Below are 24,872 nucleotides of genomic sequence, written 5' to 3' on the forward strand. Positions count from 1 at the left end.
CAGCGACTTACCTCATCGGGTCAAAGCTTTCCACCCATTCAATCTGCCGCGGCAAGCTGTGTCGGTGCAGGTCATAACCCGACAAGATGGTCTGACGCGCGACGTCGCGCAGCCTTGGGGCCTCGTGGTCGCCCGACAACCCGTGGATCAGCGCCGCCGACAGCGCCGGAATGTCGAAGAATGGCACCAGCCGCCCGTTTTCACCGTCACGAATCAACTCGCGCACCGGCGCGGTATCCGAGGCCACCACATAGCCGCCCGCAGACAGAGCCTCGGTCAGGGACCAGGACAGCACGAAGGGATAGGTCAGATAGCAATGCACCCGTGTCAGCTGAATCAGCGACAGGTAATGGGCATAGGGCAGACGTCCGACGAAATGGACCCGGTCCAGATCCAGCCGCCCCCCCAGTTCGGCCAGCATGACATCCTTCCAGCTTCGCCCGTCGCGGGGGGCGCTGCCATAGCTGACATCATCGCCCCCCACCAGAACGACATGGGCATCGGGACGGGCCGCCAGGACCTCGGGCAACGCCCTCATGAAGACGTGAAAGCCGCGATAAGGTTCCAGCGAGCGCGACACGAAGCTGAGCACCTCATCCCCCGCACAAAGGCGCGGCCCGTCAGGCAGCTGGATCCAGGCGTCCGGATTGGGGCAGACCCGCGTCGTGTCGATGCCATCATGAATGACGGTGATCTTGCTGCGCAATTCCGGGGCGAAGCTCTCGGCCTGATATCGCGTCGGGGAAAGCGCGGCATCTGCCTGCACGATGCCCTGCAGCAAATGCGCAGAGCGAGAGATGGTCAGAAAACGCCCCTCGTCGCTGTCGGGATGCATCTCGGGGTCGAAACCGACATCATGCCCCTTGGTGCGATACATCAGCTCGGCATAGACCAGCAATTTCGCATCAGGCCAGATTTCCTGCAGGAACAGGGTCTCGCCCCAGCCGGTATGACCGATAATCACATCGGGGACATAACCGTGCCGGTCGCGCATCGCCCGCGCACCGCGTGCGGCCAGCAAGCCACGTTCCGCAAAATCGGAATAGCAGCGTCCCAGGACGCCATTGGTCTTGACCGGCTCGGGCGATTTGTAGCGCAGGGTCTTCACGGGGCTGGGGCGCTGGTTCTTTTCGTCCGTCAGTGCCAGAACCTCATGCCCCCGCTTGGCCAGTGCCGGCGCAAGATGCGGGAACTGCCCGGGAAAGTTCTGATGGACGAAAAGTATTTTCATGACCTGTCGAGAAATGCTGCCTTCAACAAATCCCGAGTATAGTCGCTTTGAGGCGCGTTGAATATCTCGGCGGCCCTGCCCTGTTCGACGACCTCGCCCGCGCGCATGACCATGATCTGATGCGACATGGCGCGCACAACCCGCAGATCATGGCTGATGAACAGGAAGGCCAGGCCGTATTTCTTCTGCAGCCCCCGCAGAAGCTGGACGATCTGCACCTGTACCGTCATGTCCAGCGCCGAGGTCGGTTCATCCAGAACCACCACCCTTGGTCGCAGGATCATGGCCCGCGCAATCGCGATGCGCTGGCGCTGCCCGCCGCTGAACTCATGCGGATAACGATTCATGGTCTCGGGCTTCAGGCCGACTTCGACCATGATATCCGCCACCATCTGGCGCCGGTCCACCCCCTCGCGCAGGCCGTGGACGCTCAGCCCCTCGGCGATGATCTGCTCGACCGTCATGCGCGGGGACAGGCTGCCGTAAGGGTCCTGAAACACGATCTGCATGTCCCGGCGCAGGCGCCGCAGCTGTCGGCCACCCCAGCTTGAGATATCCTGTCCCATGAACAGGATCGGCCCGTTGCTTTCGATCAGCCGCATGATCGCCAGTGCCAGCGTGGTCTTGCCGCTGCCCGATTCGCCCACGATCCCCAGCGTTTCGCCCGCCCGCACGGTCAGCGTGGCACCATTCACGGCTTTGACATGGCCCACCGTCTTGCGCATCAACCCGCGCTGGACGGGAAACCAGACCTTCAGATCCCGCGTCTCGACCATCACCTCGGCACCTTCGGCCACCGGATCGGCCTCGCCCCTGGGTTCGGCGGCCAGCAACATCCGGGTATATTCATGCCGGGGGTCGCTGAAGATCTGTTCGGTCGGGCCCTGCTCGACAATCTGGCCGTCCTTCATCACGCAGACGCGGTCGGCGATGCGGCGAACGATGCCCAGATCATGGCTGATGAACAGCATCGACAGGCCTTCATCCTCTTTCAACTCGGCCAGCAATTCCAGGATCTGCGCCTGAATGGTGACATCCAACGCCGTTGTCGGTTCGTCCGCGATCAGCAGATCGGGTCCATTGGCCAGAGCCATGGCGATCATCACCCGCTGGCGCTGCCCGCCCGACAGCTGGTGCGGATAATCGGCAAGACGGCTTTCCGGATTGCGGATGCCGACCCGGTTCAGCAACTGGATGATCCGTTTGCGCGCGGCCTCTCCGGTCAGGCCCTGGTGCAGGGCAAGGCTTTCGCTCAACTGCTTTTCCAGCGTGTGCAGCGGGTTCAACGAGGTCATCGGCTCCTGGAAAACGAAGCTGATGTCATTGCCGCGAATCTTGCGCAGCAACCGCTCAGAGGCACCGACCATCTGCTGTCCCTCGTAGAGGATCGAACCGTCGATCTCTGCGGAATCGCCCAGCAGACGCACCGTGGACAGCGCCGTGACCGATTTTCCCGACCCCGATTCCCCTACCAGAGCAACGGTTTCGCCACGATTGATGTGAAAGCTGACGCCCTTGACCGCTGGAATGACCTCGCCTTCCTGACGAAAGCCGATGGTCAGATCCCGCACGCTCAGAACCACGTCCCCGGCGGAAGCGGCCGTGTCAGGCGCGGCCATGTCGTCTTGCAAGATCATTTGAAGGTCTTTCGGGGGTCGAATGCATCGCGCACGCCTTCAAAGATAAAGACCAGCAACGACAGCATGATGGCAAAGGTAAAAAAGGCCGTGAAGGCCAGCCAGGGTGCCTGCAGGTTCTGCTTGGCCTGCAAGGCCAGTTCCCCCAGCGAAGGCGCCGAGGCCGGCAGCCCATAGCCAAGGTAATCCAGCGCCGCCAGACCGCTGATCGTGCCCGTCACCACAAAGGGCATCATGGTCAGCGTCGCCACCATGGCATTGGGCAGGATATGCCGGAACATGATGGTCCGGTCCCCGACACCAAGCGCCCGCGCCGCACGCACATATTCGAAATTTCGCGCGCGCAGGAATTCGGCCCTCACCACGCCGACCAGCGCGGGCCAGCCGAACAGGATCGTCACGAAGACCAGCAGCCAGAAACTGCGCCCCAATATCGCGAAGAGAATGATGATCACGTAAAGCCCCGGCGTCGAGGCCCAGATCTCCAGCACCCGCTGGAACACCAGATCGGTCCGCCCGCCGAAATACCCCTGTATCGCCCCCGCCGCGATGCCGATGGTCGACGCCACGACCGTCACGATAAGCGTGAACAGGATTGACAGGCGGAACCCGTAAATCACCCGGGCCAGCACATCGCGCGCCGTGTCATCCGTGCCCAGCCAGTGATCGGAATCCGGCGCGCTGGGGGCGGTGCCGACATTGTTGATGGTCTTGTAATGATAGGGAATGGGCGGCCAGATCATCCAGCCCTGCTCATCCTTTGGTATGTCGCTGGCGCCGGATTTGACCGCCTCTATCAGCGATTCGGGCTCGTCCCAGCATTCCTGGCGCCCACCGGTCACGATCAGGCATTGAACGGCTTCGTCGCGATAGATCGCCTCGGTGCCGAAATCGCCACCGAACGCGGTTTCGGGGTAAAAGCGATAGGCCGGAAAGAACAGCTCTCCGCGATAGCTGACGACGATGGGTTTGTCATTTGCCACCACCTCGGCAAACATCGCCACGACAAACAGGATCGAGAAGACCACCAGCGACCAGAAGGCCCGGCCGTTGCGGCGGAAATTCCGCCAGCGACGCTTGTTGAGTTCCGAGATCGCCATCAGCCGCCCCTCGATTCAAAGTCGATACGGGGATCGACGAAGACATACATCAGATCGGACAGAATCCCGACGATCAGGCTCATCAGGCCAAAGACATAAAGCGTGCCGAAGATCACCGGATAATCGCGCTGCACTGCCGCCTCGAAGCCCAGACGCCCCAGCCCGTCCAGCGAGAAGATCGTCTCGATCAGGATCGAGGCGCCAAAGAACACGCCCAGGAACATCGCCGGAAAACCGGCAATGACGATCAGCATGGCATTGCGGAACACATGACCATACAGCACGCGGCGTTCGGTCAGCCCCTTGGCGCGGGCCGTCATGACATATTGTTTGTTGATCTCATCCAGAAAGCTGTTCTTGGTCAGCAGGGTCAGCGTGGCAAAGCTGGAAATCGTCGAGGCCAGCACCGGCAGGGTGACATGCCAGGCGTAATCCTTGATCTTCCCCAATGTGCCGAGATCGGCGAAATTGTCGCTGGTCAGGCCCCGCAGCGGAAATATTTTCCAATAACTGCCCCCCGCGAACAGCACCATCAGCAGCACGGCAAACAGAAAGGCCGGAATCGCATAGCCCATGATGATCACGGCCGAGGTCCAGGTGTCAAAGCGCGACCCGTCCCGAACCGCCTTGCGAATGCCAAGCGGGATCGAGATGATATAGGCCAGCAGCGTCGACCACAGCCCCAGTGTGATCGAGACCGGCATCTTTTCGATGACCAGATCCACGACACTGACCGATCGGAACCAGCTGCTGCCGAAATCAAAGCGCAGATAGTTGAACAGCATGGAAAAGAACCGTTCGACCGGCGGCTTGTCAAAGCCGAATTCCTTTTCCAACTGGGCAATGAACTCGGGCGGCAAACCCCGCGCGCCCTGATATTGATCGTTGATTGCCCCGCCGCCAGCCTCGGCGGCGCCGCCGGTAATATTGCTGAACGCATCCCCCTCGCCCTGGATCTGCGCGGCGATCTGTTCGATCGGCCCGCCCGGAACGAATTGCGTCAGCGTGAAATTGACCAGCATGATGCCGACCAGCGTCGGGATGATCAGCAGCAAACGCCGCAAGATATAGGCGCCCATCAGCCTGTCCTTCTGCCCGCCCCTCGGGACGTTGCGGACCTTGGCGGTCCTGTTCGATTGATCCGCCTTGTCGGCAATCCGGCAGGGGAAATCAAGACATTTGCCCTAGCGCAGCGCACCCGCATCCCGCAATGCCTTGGCCTTGTCCGCGTCATACCACCAGAAATCCATTTCCCCCAGGGCATAGGGCGGCAGGGTCTCGGGGCGGCCATATTGATCGTAATAGGCGACCAGGTGATTGGCGTTGTACCATTGCGGAATCCAGAAACGCAGGCTGCGCAGCGCCCGATCCAGCGCATGGACCCGTGTGGTCAGCTCGTCCTTCGTCTCGGCTTCCTCGACCTGGGTGATCAGCGCGTCGATGGCAGGATTGGCCAGACCCATCGGGTTGAACACATCCCCGACATTGGCCGAGCCGAAATACTGCTGAAGCCCCGAACCGGGGATTTCATCCTGTCCCAGATGGTCGGAAATCAGGTCGAAATCATGACTGCGCTTGCGGTTTTCATATTCGGCATTGTCCACGCGGACATTGCGCGCATCCACACCCAAAGCCTGAAGATTTTGCACGAAGGGATTGATAACCCGATCGAAAGTCTGGCTGTCATTCAAGATTTCGATGCTCAGCTGACGGCCCTGCGCATTTCGCCTCTTGCCGTCGTCGGCCACGGTCCAGCCCGCCTCGTCCAGCAGTTTCGAGGCCTTGCGCAGGTTCTTGCGATCAAGCTGACGTGGCCCGCTGACCGGTGCGGTGACCGCATCCTGTGTCAGGATTCCCTCGGGCAGATCCTTCGCCAGGGGTTCCAGAAGCTCCAGCTCGCCTTCGTCGGGCGGACCGCTGGCCTCGAGATCACTGTTGTCCCAGAAACTGTCGACACGATCATACAGGCCATAGAACAGCGCGTCATTGGACCATTCAAAGTTGAACATCAGCCCGATGGCCTGGCGGACACGAATATCCTGCCAGTCGGGGCGGCGCAGGTTCAGCACCCAGGCCTGACCCGAGGCAATCTGCCCGTCCGGCAGGGTTTCCTTGACGACCCAGCCCTTTTCCAGCGCCGGAAAATTGTAGCGCGTCGCCCAGATTATGCTGCTGACCTCGCGCCGAAAGGCATATTCGCCGGCCTTGAAGGCCTCGAATGCGGCATCGTAATCCGAGAAATATTCGAAACGAATCCTGTCGAAATTATGCCGCCCGCGATTGATCGGCAAATCCTTGCCCCAATAGTCGGGATTGCGGCGATAGATGACCTTGCGGTTGATCTCGGCGCTGTCGAACATATAGGGACCCGAACCGATCATCGGAGTCTCCATGGTCGCTTCCAGATCACGGTCATTCTCGACAAAATCCTTGCGCGAGAAGATCGGCAGGGAACCGACCGACTGGATCACATCACGGCGCGGATAATCGGGCGTGAAGGTGAACTTGATGGTGTGATCGTCGATCACCTCGGCCTTGGAAACCTGCTGGCCGATCACCAGACGAAACGAGGACAGCCCCTTGTCGCGCAGGGTCTCATAGCTGAACAGCACGTCGTTCGCGGTCAACGGCGTGCCATCGCTGAATCTTGCCTCGGGCCGCAAATGAAAGATCACCCAGTCCCGGTTCCTGGGATATTCGATCGACTCGCACAGCAGGCAATAGGCGGCGCCAACCTCATCCGCCGTGCCAGTCAGGATCGATTCCAGCATGATCGAGGACAGGACGGCAGCGCGGCCGCGAAAGGTGAAGGGATTGTAATTGTCGAAGCCCGTGGAATTGGGGATGGCTTCGGAAAGCTCTCCGCCCTTGGGGGCGTCCGGATTGACATAGGGCAGATGGTCGAAATCCGGCGGCAGCTTCAGCTCATCGAAGACACCAATGCCATGCGCGATGATCCTGTCCTCCTGGGCCAGCGCGGGCCCGCCGGCAATGGTGGCAAGAAGGGCGATCAGGGCGAAAGGGCGCATAGGCGAACTCCGGCTGGAAACAGGTCCGGGCACGCTAGGCCAGTCTGGCGCAGACGATCAAGCCGCGTTTTCGTGAGCACCCGGCATATTGTCGGCAGCGCAAGGAAAAAGGGCGCAGCCTTCGGCCGCGCCCTGTTCCGGTCTGCATGATCTAGGGCAGTTTACTGCTGCGTTTCAAGAAAGGCGATCAGGTTTGCGCGATCTTCGGGTTTTTTCAAACCGGCAAAGGACATCTTGGTGCCTTTCACGACGCCTTTGGGGTTGGTCAGGAACTCTTGCAGCGCCTCGGGCGTCCACTGGGGCGCCTCATCTGCATGTGCATGCATGGCATCGGAATAGGAGAACCCGTCAACCGAGGCGACGTTGCGGCCCACGACACCGTTCAGATGCGGGCCGACGCCATCGTTGCCGTCCAGCTTGTGGCAGGCCTTGCATTTGCCAAAGGCCTTTTCGCCCTTGGCGGGATCGGCTTCCGCCATCAGCGCAGCAAAATCGATCTGCACTTCTTCCTTCTCGGCACCGCCGCTGCTTTCCTCGACAGGAATCGTATAGGCTTGGGCATGTTCTTCGCCTTCGCCGCCGTGATGGGCCGCGCCGACGGAATACAGACCGCTGGCCGCCCAATTGGCCAGCAAGAGAAACAGCAGCGCGCCAATCAGCGCACCTGCGGCCTTGGTCACGGTCATGGTGTTGAACATCGCGTGCGGTCCCCGCTCTGGTAAGCTCGTCAATTCGCGCCGTATCTATCCGCTTTCGCTTTGGGTGATCAAGGTATAGTTACCGATATGCACTTAAAATTCAGTCGATGAGGCCGCTTCATGTCACACAACAGGATCGCATTTCAGGGCGAGCCGGGCGCCTATAGCCATGAAGCCTGCCGCAACGCCCGCCCCGACATGGAGCCCTTGCCCTGCCGGACCTTCGAGGACGTGATCGAATCCGTGCGCAGCGGCGCGGCCGATATCGCCATGCTGCCGGTCGAGAACTCGACCTATGGCCGGGTCGCCGACATCCATCACCTGCTGCCCGAATCGGGTTTGCATATCGTGGACGAGGCCTTCGTGCGCGTGCATATCAGCCTTCTGGCCGTGCCGGGAACGCCCCTGTCCGAGATCCGCGAGGCCATGAGCCATACTGTCCTGCTGGGCCAGTGCCGCGGCTTCCTGCGTGACAACAACATCCGTGCGATCACCGGGGCGGATACGGCTGGCTCGGCCAAGGAAGTCGCCGCCCGCGGCGATAGGTCGCTGGCGGCGCTGGCCGCGCCCCTTGCGGCCGAGATCTATGGGTTGGAACGCCTGGCCGATGAAATCGAGGATCGCCAGAACAATACGACCCGATTTCTGCTGATGGCGCGGGAACCCGACCGCAGCCGTCGCGCCGACCGGATGCTGACCAGTTTCGTCTTCCGCGTGCGCAATATTCCGGCCGCGCTCTACAAGGCAATGGGCGGCTTCGCGACCAATGGTGTGAACATGACCAAGCTGGAAAGCTACATGGTCGATGGGGTCTTCACCGCCACGCAGTTCTATGCCGACATCGAGGGCCACCCCGAGGATGCCAATGTCAAACTGGCACTGGACGAGTTGAGCTATTTTACATCCAGACTGGATATTCTGGGGGTCTATCCGGCCGATCCGCTGCGGGCCCGGCAGAAGGGCACCGACAACCAATAAGACGCCCGCCCTAGTGGGCAGCCTGAATTTCCTGCAGGAATTCTGCCACGCGGCGCTCGAACTTGCGGTCCAGCTGGGACTTGCCCAGCTTGGCCGTCTGCAACATCAACCGCGCCTTCATGTTGCGCGGACGAATCTCGCATTCAAAGATCAGGCGCGACCGCGATTTGCTGAGGGCGATGACCGTCGCGTCGATCCGGATATCCAGCGAATCCGAGTGACCGGCCAGCGACAGTCTTTCCGGCCTGTCAAAGCGCGTGACTTCAAGGCGCAGATCACGGGAACGTCCCCGCCAGAGGAAACCGATCAGCCAGCCCATCCCGATGCCCTGCTGCTGGGCCGGATCAATTCGCGTCACGGTAGCACCGCGCCCCATCATCATCCGCTCAAACCGGGAAAAATCGGCGATCGAATCGAACAAGGCGTCGGCCTGGCTGTCGATATCGAAACGCGCTGAAAACTTCATGACAAAAATCCGTAGCCGATGCGTGGCTGCACGAGATGCTGAGCCGTTTGACCACGCTCATAATCCGAAAAAGACGAGTTGTTCAACCAAGTTGCGGAACGTGCCGATATGGGCATTTCAACAGACGGTTGTCACAGAAAGCGGCCATACCGGGATTTCATTGATTTGTTCAATTTGTCTAATCCGCCTTCTTGGATTATTTTTGAGTAAATCACAACCATGGATTGATAAAAAATTTATCTTCCAGCATTTTCCGACATATGAAATGTCGAATCAAACTCTGCCTTGCGTGGCCGAGGAGGATATAAATGCCCGACGGGTGTGGCGATATTGACCGCGGCAAATCCGATTCCGCCTTGGCGACGAGCTGGCTTGATTTGCGCATTCTGGCGACCTCTGACCTGCATATGCAGGTGCTGCCCTATGATTATTATGCCGACAAGCCGGGCGGGCAACCGGGAATGGCCCGGATATCCTCACTGATCGACATACGCCGGAAAGAGGCACGCAACTGCCTGCTGTTTGACAATGGTGATATCTTTCAGGGCACGCCAATGGGCGATTTTCTGGCACGCAGCCCTGCGGGCACAAGCCATCCGGCAATCGAGGCGATGAATATCCTTGGATATGACGCGGCGGCGCTGGGGAATCACGATTTCAACTATGGATTGCGTTATTTGCGTGCGCTTTCCAGCAAGGCGCGCTTCCCGTTTCTTGCTGCCAATCTGCATGTCCGAAACGGGCCGGGCTTCAAACCCTACACGATCCTGCGGCGCAACCTGATTGACAGAAGCGGCATCGAACATCAGCTTTCGATCGGCGTCATCGGCTTGCTGCCCCCACAAACTGCGGCATGGGACACACAGCTCGCCGGTCAGGTCGAATGCCTCGACATCCTGGAGACAGCGCACCGCATCCTGCCACGGATAAAGGCCGAAGGTGCCGATATCATCATCGCGCTGGCCCATAGCGGCATCGGAAGCATCACATCGGGACCGGGCAGCGAGAATGCCGCGGCTGCACTGGCCGCCGTGCCGCAGATCGACGTCGTCATTGCCGGGCACGCACATCAGGTCTTTCCCGGACCGGATATCGCCGCACGGCTCGGCATCGACCCGGTTCTGGGCGCACTTTCCGGCAAGCCTGCCGTCATGCCCGGGGTCGGCGGCTCGCATCTGGGCCGGATCGACCTGCGACTTTGCCGCAAGGAGGGGCAAGGATGGCAGGTCTCGGGCTTTCTGACCCGCGCCGAAGCGGTCCCACAGGATATGCCCGTCGACAGGCGCATCATGGCAGCGGCCAGTGCCGCGCATCATGCCACGCGCCGCCGCCTTGGCGGGCGGGTCGGCCATTCCAGTTCGGCAATCTTCAGCCATGGCGCGTTGCTGGGTGCCGATCCCGGATTGCGACTGATCAACATGGCGCAGATGTGGTATGTCCGCCAAAGACTGTCGCGCGGAAGAAACCGCGACATTCCGGTGCTCTCGGCCGCAGCGCCCTATCGGGCCGGAGGTCGGGGCGGGCCGAATTTCTATACCGATATTCCGGCCGGCCCCCTGCGCCTGCGCAACCTGTCGGATCTTTATTGCTTTCCCAACCGCATCTGCGCACTGAAGATCACCGGCGCGCAGCTGGCCGACTGGCTGGAGCGCACCGCGTCGCTGTTCCGGAGAGTCAACCCCGGTCAGAAGGATGTACCCTTGGTCGACCCGGATTTCCCCGCCTATAATTTCGACCTGATCTCAGGAATTTCATGGCAGGTCGACCTGTCCCGTCCTGCCCGGTTCCATGCTGATGGTCGGCTTGCCGATCCCGCAGCTTTTCGGGTGACAGGATTGCGTCATCGTGGTCGCGCGGTCGACCCGGACGAAGCTTTCATTCTGGCGACCAATTCCTTCCGGTTGTCGGCCTGCGGGCTGTTCGAAGACATCACGCGTCAATGTGAACTGCTGTATGAGGGGCAGGCACATACCACCGACATTCTGCGCAACTATGTCCGACAGCGCCGTCATGTCGCGATGCAGGACAGAGGAAATTGGCAGTTTGTCCGGATGCCCGGCACCACAGCGCTGTTTCGGACCGGTCCCGGCGTGCTGAAACACCTCCATGCGCTGATCCGCCATCATGGCCGGGCAATCGAGGCCCTGGGCCGGGCCGAAGATGGTTTTCTGCGGCTTCGACTGCATCTGTGATCTTCCGAGGGGGTTGCATCGCCCCGCCTCTCGTCATATCTGTCGCGGCGAGAGGTTGGCGCGGGCAAGCGCCTCGCCAACCCGGTCAGGTCCGGAAGGAAGCAGCCGCAACGAGTCCCGCTTGGGTCGCTGTCCAGCCTCTCACCCATTTCCCACCAGTTTAGATGATCCGCAGCACCGATCCCGGTCAGGGCATGGGTGCTGATTCGGCTCGGCCATTGGCACGGACAGGAAAAAGGGCAGGATGCCTGCTGGCCCCCTGCCCCGTTTCATGACCGTTGCCGAACCATTCAGATGGTCGAATACAGCCCTTCATAGATAGGCAGCAGGGTATCGGTCTCGAACAGCGAACTGACCGAAGTGCCGTTCCAGATATTCAGAATCGCCTGGGTGAACATTGGCGCGCTTGGCACGATTCGGATATTGGGTGCGGCCTTCACAGCCTCGGTCGGCTCGATCGAATCGGTAATCACCAGTGATTTCATCACCGATTTCGACACCCGCTCGACCGCCGGGCCCGAGAGAACGCCATGGGTGATATAGGCGTGAACTTCGGTGGCGCCATTATCGGTCAGCACCTGCGCGGCCTTGCACAGCGTGCCGGCCGTGTCGCAGATGTCATCCACGATGATGCAGGCCTTGCCGGCGACATCGCCGATCACGGTCATTTCCGCCACTTCCCCGGCCTTTTCGCGCCGCTTGTCCACGATCGACAGGGGCGCGCCGATACGGGCGGCCAGTTCCCGCGCACGGGCCACACCGCCAACATCCGGCGATACCACCATCAGATCGTCCATCCGACCCTTGAAGTGATGCTGCACGTCCAGTGCGAAGACCGGAGCCGCGTAGAGGTTATCCACCGGAATATCGAAAAAGCCCTGAATCTGTGCCGCGTGAAGATCCAGCGTCAGAACCCGGTCAACCCCGGCCTCGGTCAGCAGATTCGCCACCAGCTTGGCGCTGATCGGGGTGCGGGCCTTGGCGCGCCGATCCTGACGCGCATAGCCGAAATAGGGAATCACCGCCGTGATGCGCGCTGCCGAGGACCGCTTCAGCGCATCGGCCATGATCAGCAGTTCCATCAGGTTGTCATTGGCGGGATTCGAGGTCGGCTGGACGATATACATGTCCTCGCCACGGACGTTCTCATAAACTTCGACGAAGATTTCCTGATCGTTGAAACGTTCGACCCGCGCATCGCACAGGCTGACATTCATCCCCCGGTGCATAGACATGCGTCGGGCGATCGACGTGGCAAGCGTCTTGTTCGCATTTCCAGAAATCAGCTTGGGTTCGGTCATGACGGGCATGGGGCAGGCCTTTGGCAGGATTAGTCGGATTGCACAGCCATTAGCACCGGGCTAGCCTGCGAGCAAATGAACAAGGACGGTCGTTATGGCTAACATCGACTATTATCTGGGGACAATCAGCCCATATTGCTATCTGGCAGCGAACAGGCTGGAAGAAATCGCCGAAAAACACGGCGCAACCATCAATTACAAACCGGTTGACCTGTTGCAGCTGTTTTCGCGCACGGGCGGGGTCAAACCGGCGGATCGTCATCCCAGCCGCATGGAATACCGCGCGCAAGAGCTGACCCGGTGGGCCGACCATCTGAACATGCCCTTCAAGCTGAACCCGGCCTTCTGGCCCTGCAATGCGGCACCATCCTCTTATGCGGTGATCGCCGCACAGCGCGGCGGCACTGGCAATGTCGGGGCGCTTGTTCAGGGTTTCCTTCGCGCCGTCTGGGCCGAGGATCGCAATATCGCGGATGACGCGGTGATTCGCGATATCCTCTCCGCGCATGGCTTCGACCCGCAACTGGCCGATTCCGGTCTGCTGGTCGGTGCCGAAACCTATGAGCGCAATCTGGAACAGGCCGTCAATGACGGCGCATTCGGTGCGCCCTTCTATGTGGTGCGCGAAACCGGTCAGCGTTTCTGGGGACAGGACCGGCTTGATTTTCTGGACCGGCATCTGGCCAGCCTATGACCGGCATTCATACGCGTCATTGGCCGGGCGATTCCGATCGTCCGGCGCTTGCGCTGCACTGCATGTTGGCCAGTGGCAGCTATTGGGGTGCAATAGCCAAGCGTCTGGAGCAACGGGTGGATCTGCACAGCTTCGACATGCCGGGGCATGGTCGCAGCGATGACTGGCAGCCCAAGGCCGATGACCCGGATTACCACACGGCGGTCACGCGGATGGCGGCAAGCTTCATCAACCGCCCTCTCGATCTGATCGGCCACAGCATGGGGGCGACGGTCGCCCTGCGCATCGCTGTTGCCGCGCCAGAGGCCGTGCGCAGCCTGACATTGATCGAACCGGTGCTCTTTGCCGCCGCCGCCGACACCCAGCAAGAGGCCCGTGACCGCGAGATGGGCCACCTGATTGCCAAAGGTGAAATGGAGCAGGCCACGCGACTGTTTCTGGCCACCTGGGGTGCCCAGCCCTATGACAAACTGCCCGCAGCCATGCAGCGACAGATGTGCGACCGTATCGGGCTGGTCCATTCTGCCGGAGAAACCCTGAGCCACGATCACGCGAATCTTCTGCGCCCCGGTGGACTGGAAGCCATAGATGCGCCGGTTCTGTTCATTTCAGGAGAGCGCTCTCCGGCCGTGGTTCATGGCATCGCCGATGCGCTTGCCGCGCGCCTGCCCGATGTGGGGCGGGCCACTGTTCCTGCAGCCGGGCATATGCTGCCCATCACCCATCCCGATGAAGTCGCCGGGCTGGTCGCGCTGAATCTGGACCGGGCCTGAGACAGGAGAAGCCCTGGACCGCGGGCGGTTCAGGGCATTCTACAGATCGAAATCATCTTCGTGTCGCATGGCCCCAATGGCCAACCATTCGGCACGGATCCGCGCGACCCTTGTATCTCCCCAGGTTCGAAACACGATCTCGAAACCTGTTGTCGTGACATTCTCCGCCGAAATATCGGCGCGCTGGTTCTGTCTGCCGTCGATATCCCACATGCCGCAGGAAACATGGACGACCGGAGGTGCCAGGAAGGGTTTTTCGAACGAGATCTGCCTGCGCTCGGCGCGCGGCCCCGTGTCAGTCCACATGGGGCCATCGTCCTGAAATGCGGAAAACATCAGGACACTGCCCTGCATCACGGCGACAGCGCTATGGCTGAATAATTGCATTCTCGTCCCTCCCCAGCGACAGACTACAATGAGGCCTCGACAACACAAGGCCCCGGCTATCTGCCGGGGCCTTGTTTTTTCCTTCAAACTCAACCAGCAGGCGAAGATCAGTCAGGAACGCTGGCCTGGTTCGGATCCAGCCCGACATGTGTGCCAAGGGCTTCCATATCTGCCAGCAACTTGACCGCAGCGGCAACGAATTCTTCGCCCACGCTGCCATGCTTCTGCTCGATCGCCTTCTTCTTGCGATGTGCATCGGCCATCAGGTCGTTGAAGACTTCCTGGGTCAGTTCCTCACGCGGGTGACCGCGCTCCGCCAGCAGGCTGACGGATTCATGGTTGATTTCCGCAAAACCGCCGGTCACCGCGAACTCGCTTGGCGTGCCATCGCTGGCAAGCACCGTCACAAGCCCCGGACGCAGGGTCACGATCGTCGGCGCATGTCCGGGCATGGCGGTCAGATCGCCGTCAGTGCCCGGCAGACGCACCTCGCGCACCTGAACGGAGACGAGTCTCCGTTCGGGCGACACGAGGTCGAACTGCATGGTATCGGCCATTTTGCCCCCTTACGCGGCTTCTGCCGCCAGACGCTCTGCCTTGGCTTTCACGTCATCGATGTCGCCGACCATGTAGAAGGCGGCTTCCGGCAGGTGGTCATATTCACCGGCCACGACTGCCTTGAACGACGCGATGGTTTTTTCCAGCGGAACCTGAACACCGTCCGAACCGGTAAAGACCTTTGCAACGTCGAAGGGCTGCGACAGGAAGCGCTGGATCTTGCGGGCCCGCGCCACGGTCAGCTTGTCCTCTTCCGACAGTTCGTCCATGCCCAGAATGGCGATGATGTCCTGCAGCGACTTGTATTTCTGCAGGATACCCTGAACGTCACGGGCAACCTGGTAATGCTCGTCGCCGACAACGGCCGGGTCAAGGATCCGGCTGTTGGAATCCAGCGGGTCAACGGCCGGGTAGATGCCCAGTTCCGAAATCGCACGCGACAGAACGGTCGTGGCGTCAAGGTGGGCAAAGGTCGTTGCCGGTGCAGGGTCGGTCAAGTCATCGGCCGGAACGTAAACGGCCTGGATCGAGGTGATCGAGCCGTTCTTCGTCGAGGTGATGCGTTCCTGCATCGCGCCCATGTCGGTTGCCAGCGTCGGCTGGTAGCCCACGGCCGAAGGAATACGGCCCAGCAGAGCCGAAACCTCGGAACCTGCCTGCGTGAAGCGGAAGATGTTGTCGACAAAGAACAGAACGTCGGTCCCGGTCGTGTCGCGGAACTGCTCGGCCAGAGTCAGACCGGTCAGAGCAACACGCATCCGTGCTCCCGGAGGCTCGTTCATCTGGCCGTAAACCAGAGCAACCTGCGATTCGGGCAGATTGTCGGGTTTGATAACGCCGGATTCGACCATTTCGTGATACAGGTCGTTGCCTTCACGGGTCCGCTCACCAACACCGGCGAACACCGAGTAACCCGAGTGCACCTTTGCGATGTTGTTGATCAGTTCCATGATCAGAACGGTCTTGCCGACGCCGGCACCACCGAACAGACCAATCTTGCCACCCTTCGAGTAAGGCGCGAGAAGGTCGATGACCTTGATGCCCGTGACCAGGATTTCCGAGCTGGTCGCCTGCGCCGCGAAATCGGGCGCGGGCTGGTGGATGGCGCGGCTTTCGCTGCTTTCGATGGCAGCGCCTTCATCGACCGGCTCGCCGACGACGTTGATGATACGACCCAGGGTCGCATCACCCACCGGCACCATGATCGGGCCGCCCGTGTCGGTCACGGATTCGCCGCGAACCAGACCTTCGGTCGAGTCCATGGCGATGGTGCGGACGGTATTTTCGCCCAGATGCTGCGCCACTTCCAGCACCAGCTTCTTGCCGTTGTTGTTGGTTTCCAGCGCGTTCAGAATCGCCGGCAGGTCGTTCTCGAACTGCACGTCTACGACGGCGCCGATCACCTGCGTGATTTTACCAGTGGCCTCAGCCATGTTGTCACCTCTGCGTTACGGTCAGAGCGCCTCGGCGCCCGAAATGATTTCGATGAGTTCCTTGGTGATCGCTGCCTGACGCGTCCGGTTGTATTCGGTGGTCAGCTTGTCGATCATCTCGCCCGCGTTGCGCGTTGCGTTATCCATTGCACTCATCCGCGCGCCCTGCTCGGACGCCGCATTTTCCAGAAGCGCCGCAAAGATCTGCGTCGCGACCGAGCGCGGCAGCAAATCGGCCAGAATGGCCTCTTCGCCGGGCTCGTAATCATACAGCGCCGAAGCATCTGCCGCATCCGCCTGAGGGGCTTCGGCAGGAATGACCTGACGGGCCGTCGGGATCTGGCTGATCACCGACTCGAACCGGTTGTAGAAGATCGTGGCGACATCGAATTCGCCCGCTTCGAACCGGTCCAGAACCTCATCCGCGATACCGCGTGCGTTTTCATATCCGACACGCTTCACTTCGGACAGATCGACGTGATTGACGAAAACATCGCCAAAATCGCGCTTCAGCTGTTCGCGGCCCTTCTTGCCGACGGTCAGCATCGTCACATCCTTGCCCTGCCCCCGCAGCGTCTCGGCATGCTGGCGCGCCAGCTTGACGATCGAGCTGTTGAAGCCACCGGCAAGACCGCGTTCGGCGGTCATGACGATGAGCAGATGTTTCTGATCCGAACCGGTGCCGGCCAGCAGACGCGGTGCGCTTTCCGAGCCGGCCGCATTCGCGGTCAGCCCGGCCATCACCGCGGCCATACGGTCCGCATAGGGACGCGCGGCTTCCGCGGCTTCCTGCGCACGGCGCAGTTTTGCCGCGGCGACCATTTGCATCGCCTTGGTGATCTTCCGCGTGTTCTTGACGCTTCCGATCCGGTTTTTAAGATCCTTGAGGCTGGGCATCTATTCCCCCTCTCAAGCGCGGGCGCTGTTGTATTCGTCCAACGCCGCCTTGATTGCAACTTCCAGATCACCGGAGACCTTGCGGTCATTCTTGGTCATGTCGTCCAGAAGATCGGCTTTCTGGTTGCGCAGGAACTGCAACAGTCCATCTTCCCAGGCCACGACCTCATTCACCGGAACGTTGTCGATATAGCCCTTGGTGCCGGCATAGATGACGATGACGATTTCGGCATTGGTCAGCGGCCGGTATTGCGGCTGCTTCATCAGCTCGGTCAGGCGTGCACCACGGTTCAGCAGACGCTGGGTTGCGGCGTCAAGATCCGAACCGAACTGCGCAAAGGCCGCCATCTCGCGATACTGGGCCAGTTCCAGCTTGACCGGACCTGCGACCGATTTCATCGCCTTGGTCTGGGCTGCGGAACCCACGCGGCTGACCGACAGACCGGTGTTCACGGCAGGGCGGATACCCTGGAAGAACAGTTCGGTTTCCAGGAAGATCTGGCCGTCGGTGATCGAGATCACGTTGGTCGGAATAAAGGCCGACACGTCGCCGCCCTGGGTTTCGATGATCGGCAGAGCCGTCAGAGAGCCCGAACCGTAATCCTCGTTCAGCTTGGCCGAACGTTCCAGCAGGCGCGAGTGCAGATAGAAAACGTCACCCGGATAGGCTTCACGTCCGGGCGGACGACGCAGCAGCAGCGACATCTGGCGATAGGCAACGGCCTGTTTGGACAGATCGTCATAGATGATCAGCGCGTCCATGCCATTGTCACGGAAGTATTCGCCGATCGCGGTGGCCGCATAGGGGGCCAGGAACTGCATCGGAGCCGGGTCCGAAGCGGTCGCGGCAACGACGGTCGTATAGGCCATCGCACCGGTTTCTTCCAGCTTCTTGACCAGCTGGGCCACGGTCGAACGCTTCTGGCCGATGGCGACATAGACGCAATGCAGCGTCTTCATGCCGTCTTCTTCACGACCGTTGTAGTTCAACTGGTTCAGAATGGTGTCCAGCGCGATTGCGGTCTTGCCGGTCTGACGGTCACCGATGATCAGTTCGCGCTGACCACGGCCAACGGGGATCATGGCGTCGATGGCTTTCAGGCCCGTGGCCATCGGTTCGTGAACCGATTTCCGCGGCATGATGCCCGGAGCCTTCACGTCGGCGATGCGACGCTCGGTGGCCTCGATCGGACCCTTGCCGTCGATCGGGTTGCCCAGACCGTCGACAACACGGCCCAGCAGGCCCTTGCCGACCGGAACGTCCACGATCGAACGCGTGCGCTTGACCGTGTCGCCTTCCTTGATGGAACGGTCGTCGCCGAAGATCACGATACCGACGTTGTCGGTTTCGAGGTTCAGCACCATGCCCCGGATACCACCGGGGAATTCGACCATCTCACCGGCCTGAACCTTGTCCAGACCATAGACGCGGGCGATACCGTCACCTACGGAAAGAACCTGGCCAACTTCGGCCACCTCGGCCTCCTGACCGAAATTCTTGATCTGATCCTTGAGGATCGCCGAAATTTCGGCTGCCTGGATTCCCATTATCCGACCTCTTTCATAGCGTTCTGGAGGGAGGCGAGCTTCGAGCTGATCGAACTGTCGATCATCTGCGAGCCCATCTTGACAATCATCCCGCCGATGAGAGCTTCATCGACGCGGGTATTCAGTTTCACGGTCTTGCCGGTCTTCTTGGCAAGCGTGTCGCGCAGGCGTCCCTGCTGGTCTTCTGTCAGCGCGACTGCGCTGGTCACATCGGCGACGATCTCGCCGCGATGTTCAGCCAGCAGGGCCTGAAGCCGCTGCACCAGCTGGGGCAGCACGAACAGACGGCGGTTCTGGGCCATCAGCTTCAGCGTGTTCGACAGGGTCGGGGAGAGCTTCATCTTCTCGACAACTGCAGAAATCGCATTGCCTTGCTGATCGCGGCTGTAGAGCGGCGATGTGATCAGATTGCGCAGATCCGCGCTGTCATGCAGCGCGGCTTCCAGATCATCAAGCTGTCGGGCCAGCGCGTCCAGCCCTCCTTCGTCATTCACGATGTCAAAGACGGCCTGCGCATAACGCCCGGCGATGCTCTGGGACATGGAAATGGAGTTGGCCACGGTCATCCTTTACGGTTAGCGCAATCCCCGCTGGCGGGCCGGCCAAATGTCCGGTCAGTCGCGGGGAGCGGGTCGCGGTCGCACGGCTTTTGGAGGGCCGTCCTGAATTCTGCGGCGTCTCTAGCAGGTGATTTCATGTCGGGCAACAGTCAAGCACACGGAAATGCGAGCAGCATGGCAATCTGTGACATGGAAAATTCACGGGATTGTAACCGATTGCGTCCTGATAGCCAATCGAGGGTGCGGCAGCCTGTCGCAGCCCCGCAACATGAAAAGCCGTTCCCGGCGATGCGGCAACGGCTTCACGAAGCAGGATTCGCGCCGGGGAACGGCCTAGAAACCCCGCCGGAGTTCCTGACTGAAGGCTGCGCGGGCAAAGCTGCGCAGACCGCCCGCCTGATGTGCGGCGACCATGGCCGGGCTGTCTGCGGCCTGCTCGCTCCAGACATCGCGCACAGCGACTTTTCGCGGCAGCGCGTCAGACTGGACAACGCTCAGCCATTGCGGTGGTTCGACCAGCGCCGGCACCGAAACCAGCGCCCCCATACGCGCCACATCGCAGGGCCAGTCGGCCCTTGCCGCGGCGCGGGCGCTGTCGTCGTGATCCGCGGCGCTCATCTTGGCGCGATGGCTGCGCAACAGATGTGCAGCCCCCCGGGATGACAGGGCATAGGCAGAGGCAAGTCCGGTGCTGGCAGCCAGCGGGCGCAGACGCACGCCTTCACCGGCACCGCGGGTGCCCCAGCGCCAGACCCGTCCCTTGCCGTGGCACAACTGGGTCAGATTCGCATGAAGATAACCGCCGCAGGACAGGAAATCGATGAAGCCTGACGCAATCCGCGATCCGTCCTCGATGATCGTCGCTCCAGGCAAATCCTCGTTCCTGATCGCCTGCCAGGCCCGTCGATGAAGACGGGCCCGACCTCCGGCCGGAGAAGTCCCCCGCACCGTCTCCAATACACGAAACGGAATTCGATGGGATCGCAGGGTTTCGGTCAGTTGACCTTCACGGCGCTGCACCCCAGCGTCGCAGAGAATGAAAATCGGCCAGCCTTCCGATACCGTCGACACGCAAAATGCACACATGACACTACACCGTTTAAAAACTTACCACTCGGTCAGTATAGGCGATTTTCCGCTTATCTCCTACATCACCTTATGGACAGGTATGCAGATGTTGCGAATCAGGCACCATCGCCGCCCAGTTCCCTGTCACCCCGGCTTTTGGCAGAGGTTTCACGCCGTGTCGGCTCGCCCAGGGGACGTCCCAGCCCGACGCCATCCAGAATCTCCAGCGGATTGGGCACATGCACCTTCAACGCCGGTCCCACGGGCGCGCGCGCCTGCTTGGACAGTTCGACCAGGGCCACCCCGGCGATCAGCACGCGGCTGATCCTTGCTCCGGTCCGTTCCCACATCTGGGCGCTGCGCAACCAGAAACGCCGGTCCGAGGGCGGGATATAGACCGCCGATCCATGCCATTCGGTGACGAAACCGGCCGCGCGGGTCTGCGCCTCGATCTGTCCGGTGGTGTAGCTGCGACCATAACCGAAGGGCGTGCGATCAGATGCCGCCCACAATCCGGCGCGATTGGGCACCATCACGATCATGCGCCCCCCCGGCCCCAGCACACGCCATGCCTCGCCCAGCAATGCAGCCGGATGGTCGCTGGTTTCCAGACCGTGCAGCATCACCAGCCGGTCGACGCTGCCCGTTTCAATTGGCCATGCGGTCTCGTCACAAAGCACGCTGTGGTTCGCCATCCCCGCCGGCCAGGCCATCACCCCCTGAGGCCCGGGCATCAATGCCGTGACTCGGCGGGATCCGGCCAGATAGGGGCGCAACATCGGCACGGCGAAACCGAACCCCACCACCGTCATCCCCGTGCAGGCCGAGGGCTGCCATCTTGCCGCAAGCCGGTCGCGCAGGATCCGCTGAACCACCCGCCCCAGAGAGCGTTGATAGTAAAACCGCCGGAGATCGTCGATATCGTGATGCATTGCGCCCCGCACCGCCTTTTGTCAGGTTCGACATCACCACAGAGGAAGGGATTTGCCAATGCCGCTGGAACTCATCACGCTGCGCTGCTTGCAGGACAATTATGCCTATCTGCTGCATGGCGATGGGGGAACCGTGCTGGTTGATGCCCCGGAAGCCCTGCCCATACTGACCGAGCTTGAGGCCCGTGGCCTGAGCCTCGACATGATCTTGCTGACCCATCACCATGACGATCACATCCAGGCAGTGGGCGAACTGGTCGCCAGAACCGGCGCCCGGGTCATCGGTGCCGCCCGCGACGCGCATCGTCTTCCGCCGCTGGATCAGCAGGTCGAACCGGGCGAGACCATCGAGATTCTGGGCGAGTCCGTCTCGGTGATCGATGCGGCGGGCCACACGATCGGCCATATCGCCTTTCACTTCACGCAATCTGCGTTTGCCTTTACCGCCGACAGCCTGATGGCGCTGGGATGTGGCCGTCTGTTCGAAGGCAGCCCCGAGATGATGTGGCAAAGCCTGTCACGGCTCAACGCCCTGCCTGGCGACACGCTGATCTGTTCGGGGCACGATTACTGCGCCGCCAATGGCGCCTTTGCCCTGTCCGTCGATCCTGACAACGCCGATCTGAAAGCACGCATCAAGGCGGTCGCGGCATCATCGCAACCCTGCGCCCCGGCCAGCCTCGCGCTGGAACGTGCGACCAACCCCTTCCTGCGCGTCGAGGCGCTGCGACCCGCCCTGGGCATGCATTACGCCAGAGATGCCGAGGTCTTTGCACGCCTGCGCAGGATGAAGGACAATTTCTAGCACGCGAGCCGAGTCAGTCCCGCAGATGGCGGCCCCGCTTCCGGTGATTTGACCTCCGGCGGGTTGAAATATGCCTCACCTGTCATCACATCTGCCCCTGAATTTGGAAAAAAACGGCATCATGAACGAAAAAGCACTTGATGCCGGATGAATTCCACCAAATCTTAACTGTATCGTGACAGTCTGGGCAGGTGGGCCCCTAAATCTGCCCATACCGCCAGCCGACTGACAGGAGAAGACCGTGCCAAGTTTCTCGAACACCCTGGAACAGGCCATTCACCAGGCGCTTGCGCTGGCGAACGAACAACGACATGAGCTTGCGACGCTGGAACACCTGTTGCTGGCTCTGACCGAGGAACCGGATGCGGTTCAGGTCATGCGTGCCTGCAATGTCGATCTGGACGAATTGCGCAAGCTGCTGGTCGATTTCATCGAAGACGATCTGTCGACATTGGAAACCGATATCGACGGGTCCGAGGCTGTTCCCACCGCCGCCTTCCAGCGCGTCATTCAACGCGCCGCCATTCACGTCCAGAGTTCTGGCCGACAAGAGGTGACCGGCGCCAATGTGCTGGTCGCGATTTTCGCCGAACGCGAATCCAATGCAGCATTCTTCCTGCAGGAAATGGACATGACCCGCTATGACGCGGTAAATTTCATTGCCCATGGCGTCGCCAAGAATCCGGCCTTCAATGAAAACCGCAAGGTGATGGGGTCGGACGAACAGGCCGAGGAAAACTCGCAGGCCGAAGCGGTGCATGAGGCCAAGGAGGAAACCGCGCTCGGCAAATATTGCGTCGATCTGAATGCGAAATCCAAGAAGGGTGATGTGGACCCGCTGATCGGCCGCGAAAGCGAGGTCGAACGCGCGATTCAGGTTCTGTGCCGTCGCCGCAAGAACAACCCGCTGCTGGTCGGCGACCCCGGCGTCGGCAAGACCGCGATTGCCGAAGGGCTGGCCAAGAAAATCGTCGAGGGAGAAACCCCCGACGTCCTGTCCAGGGCCACGATCTTTTCGCTGGATATGGGCGCCCTGCTTGCCGGCACCCGCTATCGCGGCGACTTCGAGGAACGCCTGAAGGCGGTCGTCAAGGAGTTGGAACAACATCCCGATGCCATTCTCTTCATCGACGAGATCCACACGGTGATCGGTGCCGGGGCAACCTCGGGCGGGGCGATGGATGCCTCGAACCTGCTGAAGCCGGCCTTGGCCGGGGGCAAGCTGCGCTGCATGGGTTCGACCACCTACAAGGAATACCGCCAGCACTTCGAAAAGGACCGCGCCCTGTCGCGCCGGTTCCAGAAGATTGACGTCAACGAACCTTCGGTGCCCGATGCCGTCAAGATCCTGATGGGGCTGAAACCGCATTTCGAAAAGCATCACGAACTGCGCTATACCAATGACGCGATCAAATCGGCGGTCGAACTGGCCAGCCGCTATATCAATGATCGCAAATTGCCCGACAGCGCGATCGATGTGATCGACGAGGCCGGTGCGGCCCAGCACCTGGTATCCGAGAGCAAACGTCGCAAGACCATCAGCCCGAAGGAGATCGAATCCGTCGTCGCCAAGATCGCGCGCATTCCCCCCAAGAATGTCAGCAAGAGCGATGCCGAAGTTCTGCGCGATCTGGAAAAGACACTCCAGCGCGTCGTCTTCGGTCAGGACACGGCCATCACCGCGCTTGCCTCGGCCATCAAGCTGTCGCGGGCAGGTCTGCGCGAACCCGAAAAGCCGATCGGCAACTATCTGTTCGCCGGGCCGACCGGCGTCGGCAAGACCGAGGTGGCAAAACAGCTTGCCTCTACCCTTGGCGTCGAATTGCTGCGCTTTGACATGTCGGAATATATGGAAAAGCATGCGGTCAGTCGCCTGATCGGCGCGCCTCCGGGCTATGTCGGCTTTGATCAGGGTGGCTTGCTGACCGATGGGGTCGACCAGCACCCGCACTGCGTGCTGTTGCTGGATGAGATCGAAAAGGCCCATCCCGACGTGTTCAACATCCTGTTGCAGGTGATGGATCACGGCAAGCTGACTGATCACAACGGTCGGCAGGTCGATTTCCGCAATGTCATTCTGATCATGACGTCGAACGCCGGTGCATCAGACATGCAGAAGGCGGCCATCGGCTTCGGTCGTGACAAGCGCGAGGGCGAAGACACGGCGGCCATCGAACGGACCTTCACGCCAGAGTTCCGCAACCGTCTGGACGCGATCATCAGCTTTGCGCCCTTGTCGCGTGAGGTGGTCGTGCATGTGGTCGAGAAATTCGTCCTGCAGTTGGAGGCTCAACTTATGGACCGCAATGTCCATATCGAGCTGACCCCGGAAGCTGCCGAATGGCTGGCCGAAAAAGGCTATGACGACCGGATGGGCGCACGTCCGCTGGGTCGGGTGATCCAGGAAAACATCAAGAAGCCGCTGGCCGAAGAGCTGTTGTTCGGACGCCTGACCAAGGGCGGTGTCGTGCGGGTCATGATCAAGGACGACAAGCCCGCCTTCGATATCTCGGGGCCGGGTGCCCCACGGATCGGCAAATCGGACACGCCGCTGCTGACGGCCGAATAAGGTCTCAATCGCCCCG

22 protein-coding genes and 1 other RNA gene are annotated in these 24,872 nt (G+C 60.9%); 7 read left to right on the forward strand and 16 right to left on the reverse strand.

The features are described 5' to 3' along the window. Nucleotides 1-7 precede the first annotated feature (7 nt). The 6 genes from JHW44_RS09985 to JHW44_RS10010 form a co-directional block, all read right to left on the reverse strand. The gene (locus tag JHW44_RS09985) at nt 8-1,231 is read right to left on the reverse strand and encodes a glycosyltransferase (RefSeq protein ID WP_089345780.1); all 1,224 of its coding nucleotides are present in this window, start codon (nt 1,229-1,231) and stop codon (nt 8-10) included. After that, nucleotides 1,228-2,868, reverse strand: a complete 1,641-nt coding sequence (locus JHW44_RS09990) for an ABC transporter ATP-binding protein (protein ID WP_419182499.1) — start codon at nt 2,866-2,868, stop codon at nt 1,228-1,230. Before JHW44_RS09990 ends, JHW44_RS09985 begins: the two co-directional genes overlap by 4 nt. Further along, nucleotides 2,865-3,968: an ABC transporter permease gene (locus JHW44_RS09995; RefSeq protein ID WP_089345781.1), complete on the reverse strand. Its 1,104-nt coding sequence runs from the start codon at nt 3,966-3,968 to the stop codon at nt 2,865-2,867. Before JHW44_RS09995 ends, JHW44_RS09990 begins: the two co-directional genes overlap by 4 nt. Then, a complete protein-coding gene (locus tag JHW44_RS10000) occupies nt 3,968-5,047 on the reverse strand; it encodes a microcin C ABC transporter permease YejB (protein WP_089345782.1) in 1,080 nt (359 codons plus the stop codon). Before JHW44_RS10000 ends, JHW44_RS09995 begins: the two co-directional genes overlap by 1 nt. 105 nt (nt 5,048-5,152) lie before the next feature. Further along, nucleotides 5,153-6,997: an extracellular solute-binding protein gene (locus JHW44_RS10005; protein WP_089345783.1), complete on the reverse strand. Its 1,845-nt coding sequence runs from the start codon at nt 6,995-6,997 to the stop codon at nt 5,153-5,155. Nucleotides 6,998-7,158: 161 nt separating this feature from the next. Then, nucleotides 7,159-7,695 (reverse strand): c-type cytochrome, encoded by a 537-nt coding sequence (locus tag JHW44_RS10010; protein WP_089345784.1) that lies wholly within the window; start codon nt 7,693-7,695, stop codon nt 7,159-7,161. Nucleotides 7,696-7,815: 120 nt separating this feature from the next. On the opposite strand from JHW44_RS10010, the gene JHW44_RS10015 reads away from it, so the two are divergent. After that, nucleotides 7,816-8,673 carry a prephenate dehydratase gene (locus JHW44_RS10015; RefSeq protein WP_089345785.1) on the forward strand — a complete coding sequence of 286 codons (858 nt, stop codon included), beginning with the start codon at nt 7,816-7,818 and terminating at the stop codon, nt 8,671-8,673. A gap of 10 nt (nt 8,674-8,683) precedes the next feature. Here the strand turns inward: JHW44_RS10015 and JHW44_RS10020 are convergent, their stop codons facing one another. Further along, a complete protein-coding gene (locus tag JHW44_RS10020) occupies nt 8,684-9,139 on the reverse strand; it encodes an SRPBCC family protein (protein WP_089345786.1) in 456 nt (151 codons plus the stop codon). A gap of 308 nt (nt 9,140-9,447) precedes the next feature. On the opposite strand from JHW44_RS10020, the gene JHW44_RS10025 reads away from it, so the two are divergent. Together JHW44_RS10025 and ffs are read left to right on the forward strand one after the other, a co-directional pair. Continuing rightward, the gene (locus JHW44_RS10025; protein ID WP_089345787.1) at nt 9,448-11,331 is read left to right on the forward strand and encodes a bifunctional 2',3'-cyclic-nucleotide 2'-phosphodiesterase/3'-nucleotidase; all 1,884 of its coding nucleotides are present in this window, start codon (nt 9,448-9,450) and stop codon (nt 11,329-11,331) included. Between the two features lie 49 nt (nt 11,332-11,380). Then, an RNA gene (ffs, locus tag JHW44_RS10030) (signal recognition particle sRNA small type) lies at nt 11,381-11,477 on the forward strand. A 144-nt stretch (nt 11,478-11,621) separates the two neighbouring features. On the opposite strand, the gene JHW44_RS10035 is transcribed toward ffs, so the two are convergent. Next, nucleotides 11,622-12,641 (reverse strand): ribose-phosphate pyrophosphokinase, encoded by a 1,020-nt coding sequence (locus tag JHW44_RS10035; RefSeq protein ID WP_089345788.1) that lies wholly within the window; start codon nt 12,639-12,641, stop codon nt 11,622-11,624. A gap of 85 nt (nt 12,642-12,726) precedes the next feature. Here JHW44_RS10035 and JHW44_RS10040 point away from each other — a divergent pair, with 85 nt between their 5' ends. Beyond that, a complete protein-coding gene (locus JHW44_RS10040; protein WP_089345789.1) occupies nt 12,727-13,326 on the forward strand; it encodes a 2-hydroxychromene-2-carboxylate isomerase in 600 nt (199 codons plus the stop codon). Next, a complete protein-coding gene (locus tag JHW44_RS10045; protein WP_089345790.1) occupies nt 13,323-14,099 on the forward strand; it encodes an alpha/beta fold hydrolase in 777 nt (258 codons plus the stop codon). The genes JHW44_RS10040 and JHW44_RS10045 overlap by 4 nt, the downstream gene beginning before the upstream one ends. A 39-nt stretch (nt 14,100-14,138) precedes the next feature. Here the strand turns inward: JHW44_RS10045 and JHW44_RS10050 are convergent, their stop codons facing one another. The 8 genes from JHW44_RS10050 to JHW44_RS10085 form a co-directional block, all read right to left on the reverse strand. After that, nucleotides 14,139-14,486, reverse strand: coding sequence for an H-type lectin domain-containing protein (locus JHW44_RS10050; protein WP_089345791.1), 348 nt, complete (start codon nt 14,484-14,486; stop codon nt 14,139-14,141). A 107-nt stretch (nt 14,487-14,593) separates the two neighbouring features. Beyond that, complete coding sequence (locus JHW44_RS10055) at nt 14,594-15,043, reverse strand: F0F1 ATP synthase subunit epsilon (RefSeq protein ID WP_089345792.1); 450 nt, start codon at nt 15,041-15,043, stop codon at nt 14,594-14,596. Between the two features lie 9 nt (nt 15,044-15,052). Next, complete coding sequence (gene atpD, locus JHW44_RS10060; protein ID WP_089345793.1) at nt 15,053-16,477, reverse strand: F0F1 ATP synthase subunit beta; 1,425 nt, start codon at nt 16,475-16,477, stop codon at nt 15,053-15,055. 21 nt (nt 16,478-16,498) lie between these two features. Continuing rightward, nucleotides 16,499-17,374, reverse strand: a complete 876-nt coding sequence (locus JHW44_RS10065; RefSeq protein WP_089345794.1) for a F0F1 ATP synthase subunit gamma — start codon at nt 17,372-17,374, stop codon at nt 16,499-16,501. A gap of 12 nt (nt 17,375-17,386) precedes the next feature. Beyond that, nucleotides 17,387-18,922 (reverse strand): F0F1 ATP synthase subunit alpha, encoded by a 1,536-nt coding sequence (atpA, locus tag JHW44_RS10070; protein WP_089345795.1) that lies wholly within the window; start codon nt 18,920-18,922, stop codon nt 17,387-17,389. After that, on the reverse strand, nt 18,922-19,488 hold the full coding sequence (locus tag JHW44_RS10075) for a F0F1 ATP synthase subunit delta (protein WP_089345796.1): 567 nt from the start codon (nt 19,486-19,488) through the stop codon (nt 18,922-18,924). Before JHW44_RS10075 ends, atpA begins: the two co-directional genes overlap by 1 nt. Before the next feature lie 327 nt (nt 19,489-19,815). Beyond that, a complete protein-coding gene (locus JHW44_RS10080) occupies nt 19,816-20,355 on the reverse strand; it encodes a hypothetical protein (protein ID WP_089345797.1) in 540 nt (179 codons plus the stop codon). A gap of 311 nt (nt 20,356-20,666) precedes the next feature. Further along, entirely contained in the window at nt 20,667-21,482 is an 816-nt protein-coding gene (locus JHW44_RS10085; protein ID WP_089345798.1) for a class I SAM-dependent methyltransferase, read from the reverse strand. 58 nt (nt 21,483-21,540) lie between these two features. Between JHW44_RS10085 and gloB the strand changes: the two genes are divergently transcribed. After that, on the forward strand, nt 21,541-22,287 hold the full coding sequence (gloB, locus tag JHW44_RS10090) for a hydroxyacylglutathione hydrolase (RefSeq protein ID WP_089345799.1): 747 nt from the start codon (nt 21,541-21,543) through the stop codon (nt 22,285-22,287). Nucleotides 22,288-22,528: 241 nt separating this feature from the next. Next, nucleotides 22,529-24,856 carry an ATP-dependent Clp protease ATP-binding subunit ClpA gene (clpA, locus tag JHW44_RS10095; RefSeq protein ID WP_272850272.1) on the forward strand — a complete coding sequence of 776 codons (2,328 nt, stop codon included), beginning with the start codon at nt 22,529-22,531 and terminating at the stop codon, nt 24,854-24,856. Nucleotides 24,857-24,872: the final 16 nt, after the last annotated feature.

Origin of the sequence: Paracoccus seriniphilus, from assembly GCF_028553745.1 — a bacterium.
GTDB classification, from domain to species: Bacteria; Pseudomonadota; Alphaproteobacteria; order Rhodobacterales; family Rhodobacteraceae; genus Paracoccus; species Paracoccus seriniphilus.

What these genes read in the sequence shown, in the direction of transcription:
- JHW44_RS10045 (WP_089345790.1), top strand. Translation starts at nt 13,323, where the DNA reads ATGACCGGCATTCATACGCGTCATTGGCCGGGCGATTCCGATCGTCCG.
- JHW44_RS09990 (WP_419182499.1), bottom strand. Translation starts at nt 2,868, where the DNA reads ATGATCTTGCAAGACGACATGGCCGCGCCTGACACGGCCGCTTCCGCC.
- JHW44_RS10050 (WP_089345791.1), bottom strand. Translation starts at nt 14,486, where the DNA reads ATGCAATTATTCAGCCATAGCGCTGTCGCCGTGATGCAGGGCAGTGTC.
- atpD (WP_089345793.1), bottom strand. Translation starts at nt 16,477, where the DNA reads ATGGCTGAGGCCACTGGTAAAATCACGCAGGTGATCGGCGCCGTCGTA.
- JHW44_RS10010 (WP_089345784.1), bottom strand. Translation starts at nt 7,695, where the DNA reads ATGTTCAACACCATGACCGTGACCAAGGCCGCAGGTGCGCTGATTGGC.
- JHW44_RS10065 (WP_089345794.1), bottom strand. Translation starts at nt 17,374, where the DNA reads ATGCCCAGCCTCAAGGATCTTAAAAACCGGATCGGAAGCGTCAAGAAC.
- JHW44_RS10055 (WP_089345792.1), bottom strand. Translation starts at nt 15,043, where the DNA reads ATGGCCGATACCATGCAGTTCGACCTCGTGTCGCCCGAACGGAGACTC.
- JHW44_RS09995 (WP_089345781.1), bottom strand. Translation starts at nt 3,968, where the DNA reads ATGGCGATCTCGGAACTCAACAAGCGTCGCTGGCGGAATTTCCGCCGC.
- JHW44_RS10075 (WP_089345796.1), bottom strand. Translation starts at nt 19,488, where the DNA reads ATGACCGTGGCCAACTCCATTTCCATGTCCCAGAGCATCGCCGGGCGT.
- JHW44_RS10005 (WP_089345783.1), bottom strand. Translation starts at nt 6,997, where the DNA reads ATGCGCCCTTTCGCCCTGATCGCCCTTCTTGCCACCATTGCCGGCGGG.
- gloB (WP_089345799.1), top strand. Translation starts at nt 21,541, where the DNA reads ATGCCGCTGGAACTCATCACGCTGCGCTGCTTGCAGGACAATTATGCC.
- atpA (WP_089345795.1), bottom strand. Translation starts at nt 18,922, where the DNA reads ATGGGAATCCAGGCAGCCGAAATTTCGGCGATCCTCAAGGATCAGATC.
- JHW44_RS10035 (WP_089345788.1), bottom strand. Translation starts at nt 12,641, where the DNA reads ATGCCCGTCATGACCGAACCCAAGCTGATTTCTGGAAATGCGAACAAG.
- JHW44_RS10025 (WP_089345787.1), top strand. Translation starts at nt 9,448, where the DNA reads ATGCCCGACGGGTGTGGCGATATTGACCGCGGCAAATCCGATTCCGCC.
- JHW44_RS09985 (WP_089345780.1), bottom strand. Translation starts at nt 1,231, where the DNA reads ATGAAAATACTTTTCGTCCATCAGAACTTTCCCGGGCAGTTCCCGCAT.
- JHW44_RS10085 (WP_089345798.1), bottom strand. Translation starts at nt 21,482, where the DNA reads ATGCATCACGATATCGACGATCTCCGGCGGTTTTACTATCAACGCTCT.
- JHW44_RS10040 (WP_089345789.1), top strand. Translation starts at nt 12,727, where the DNA reads ATGGCTAACATCGACTATTATCTGGGGACAATCAGCCCATATTGCTAT.
- JHW44_RS10000 (WP_089345782.1), bottom strand. Translation starts at nt 5,047, where the DNA reads ATGGGCGCCTATATCTTGCGGCGTTTGCTGCTGATCATCCCGACGCTG.
- JHW44_RS10020 (WP_089345786.1), bottom strand. Translation starts at nt 9,139, where the DNA reads ATGAAGTTTTCAGCGCGTTTCGATATCGACAGCCAGGCCGACGCCTTG.
- JHW44_RS10015 (WP_089345785.1), top strand. Translation starts at nt 7,816, where the DNA reads ATGTCACACAACAGGATCGCATTTCAGGGCGAGCCGGGCGCCTATAGC.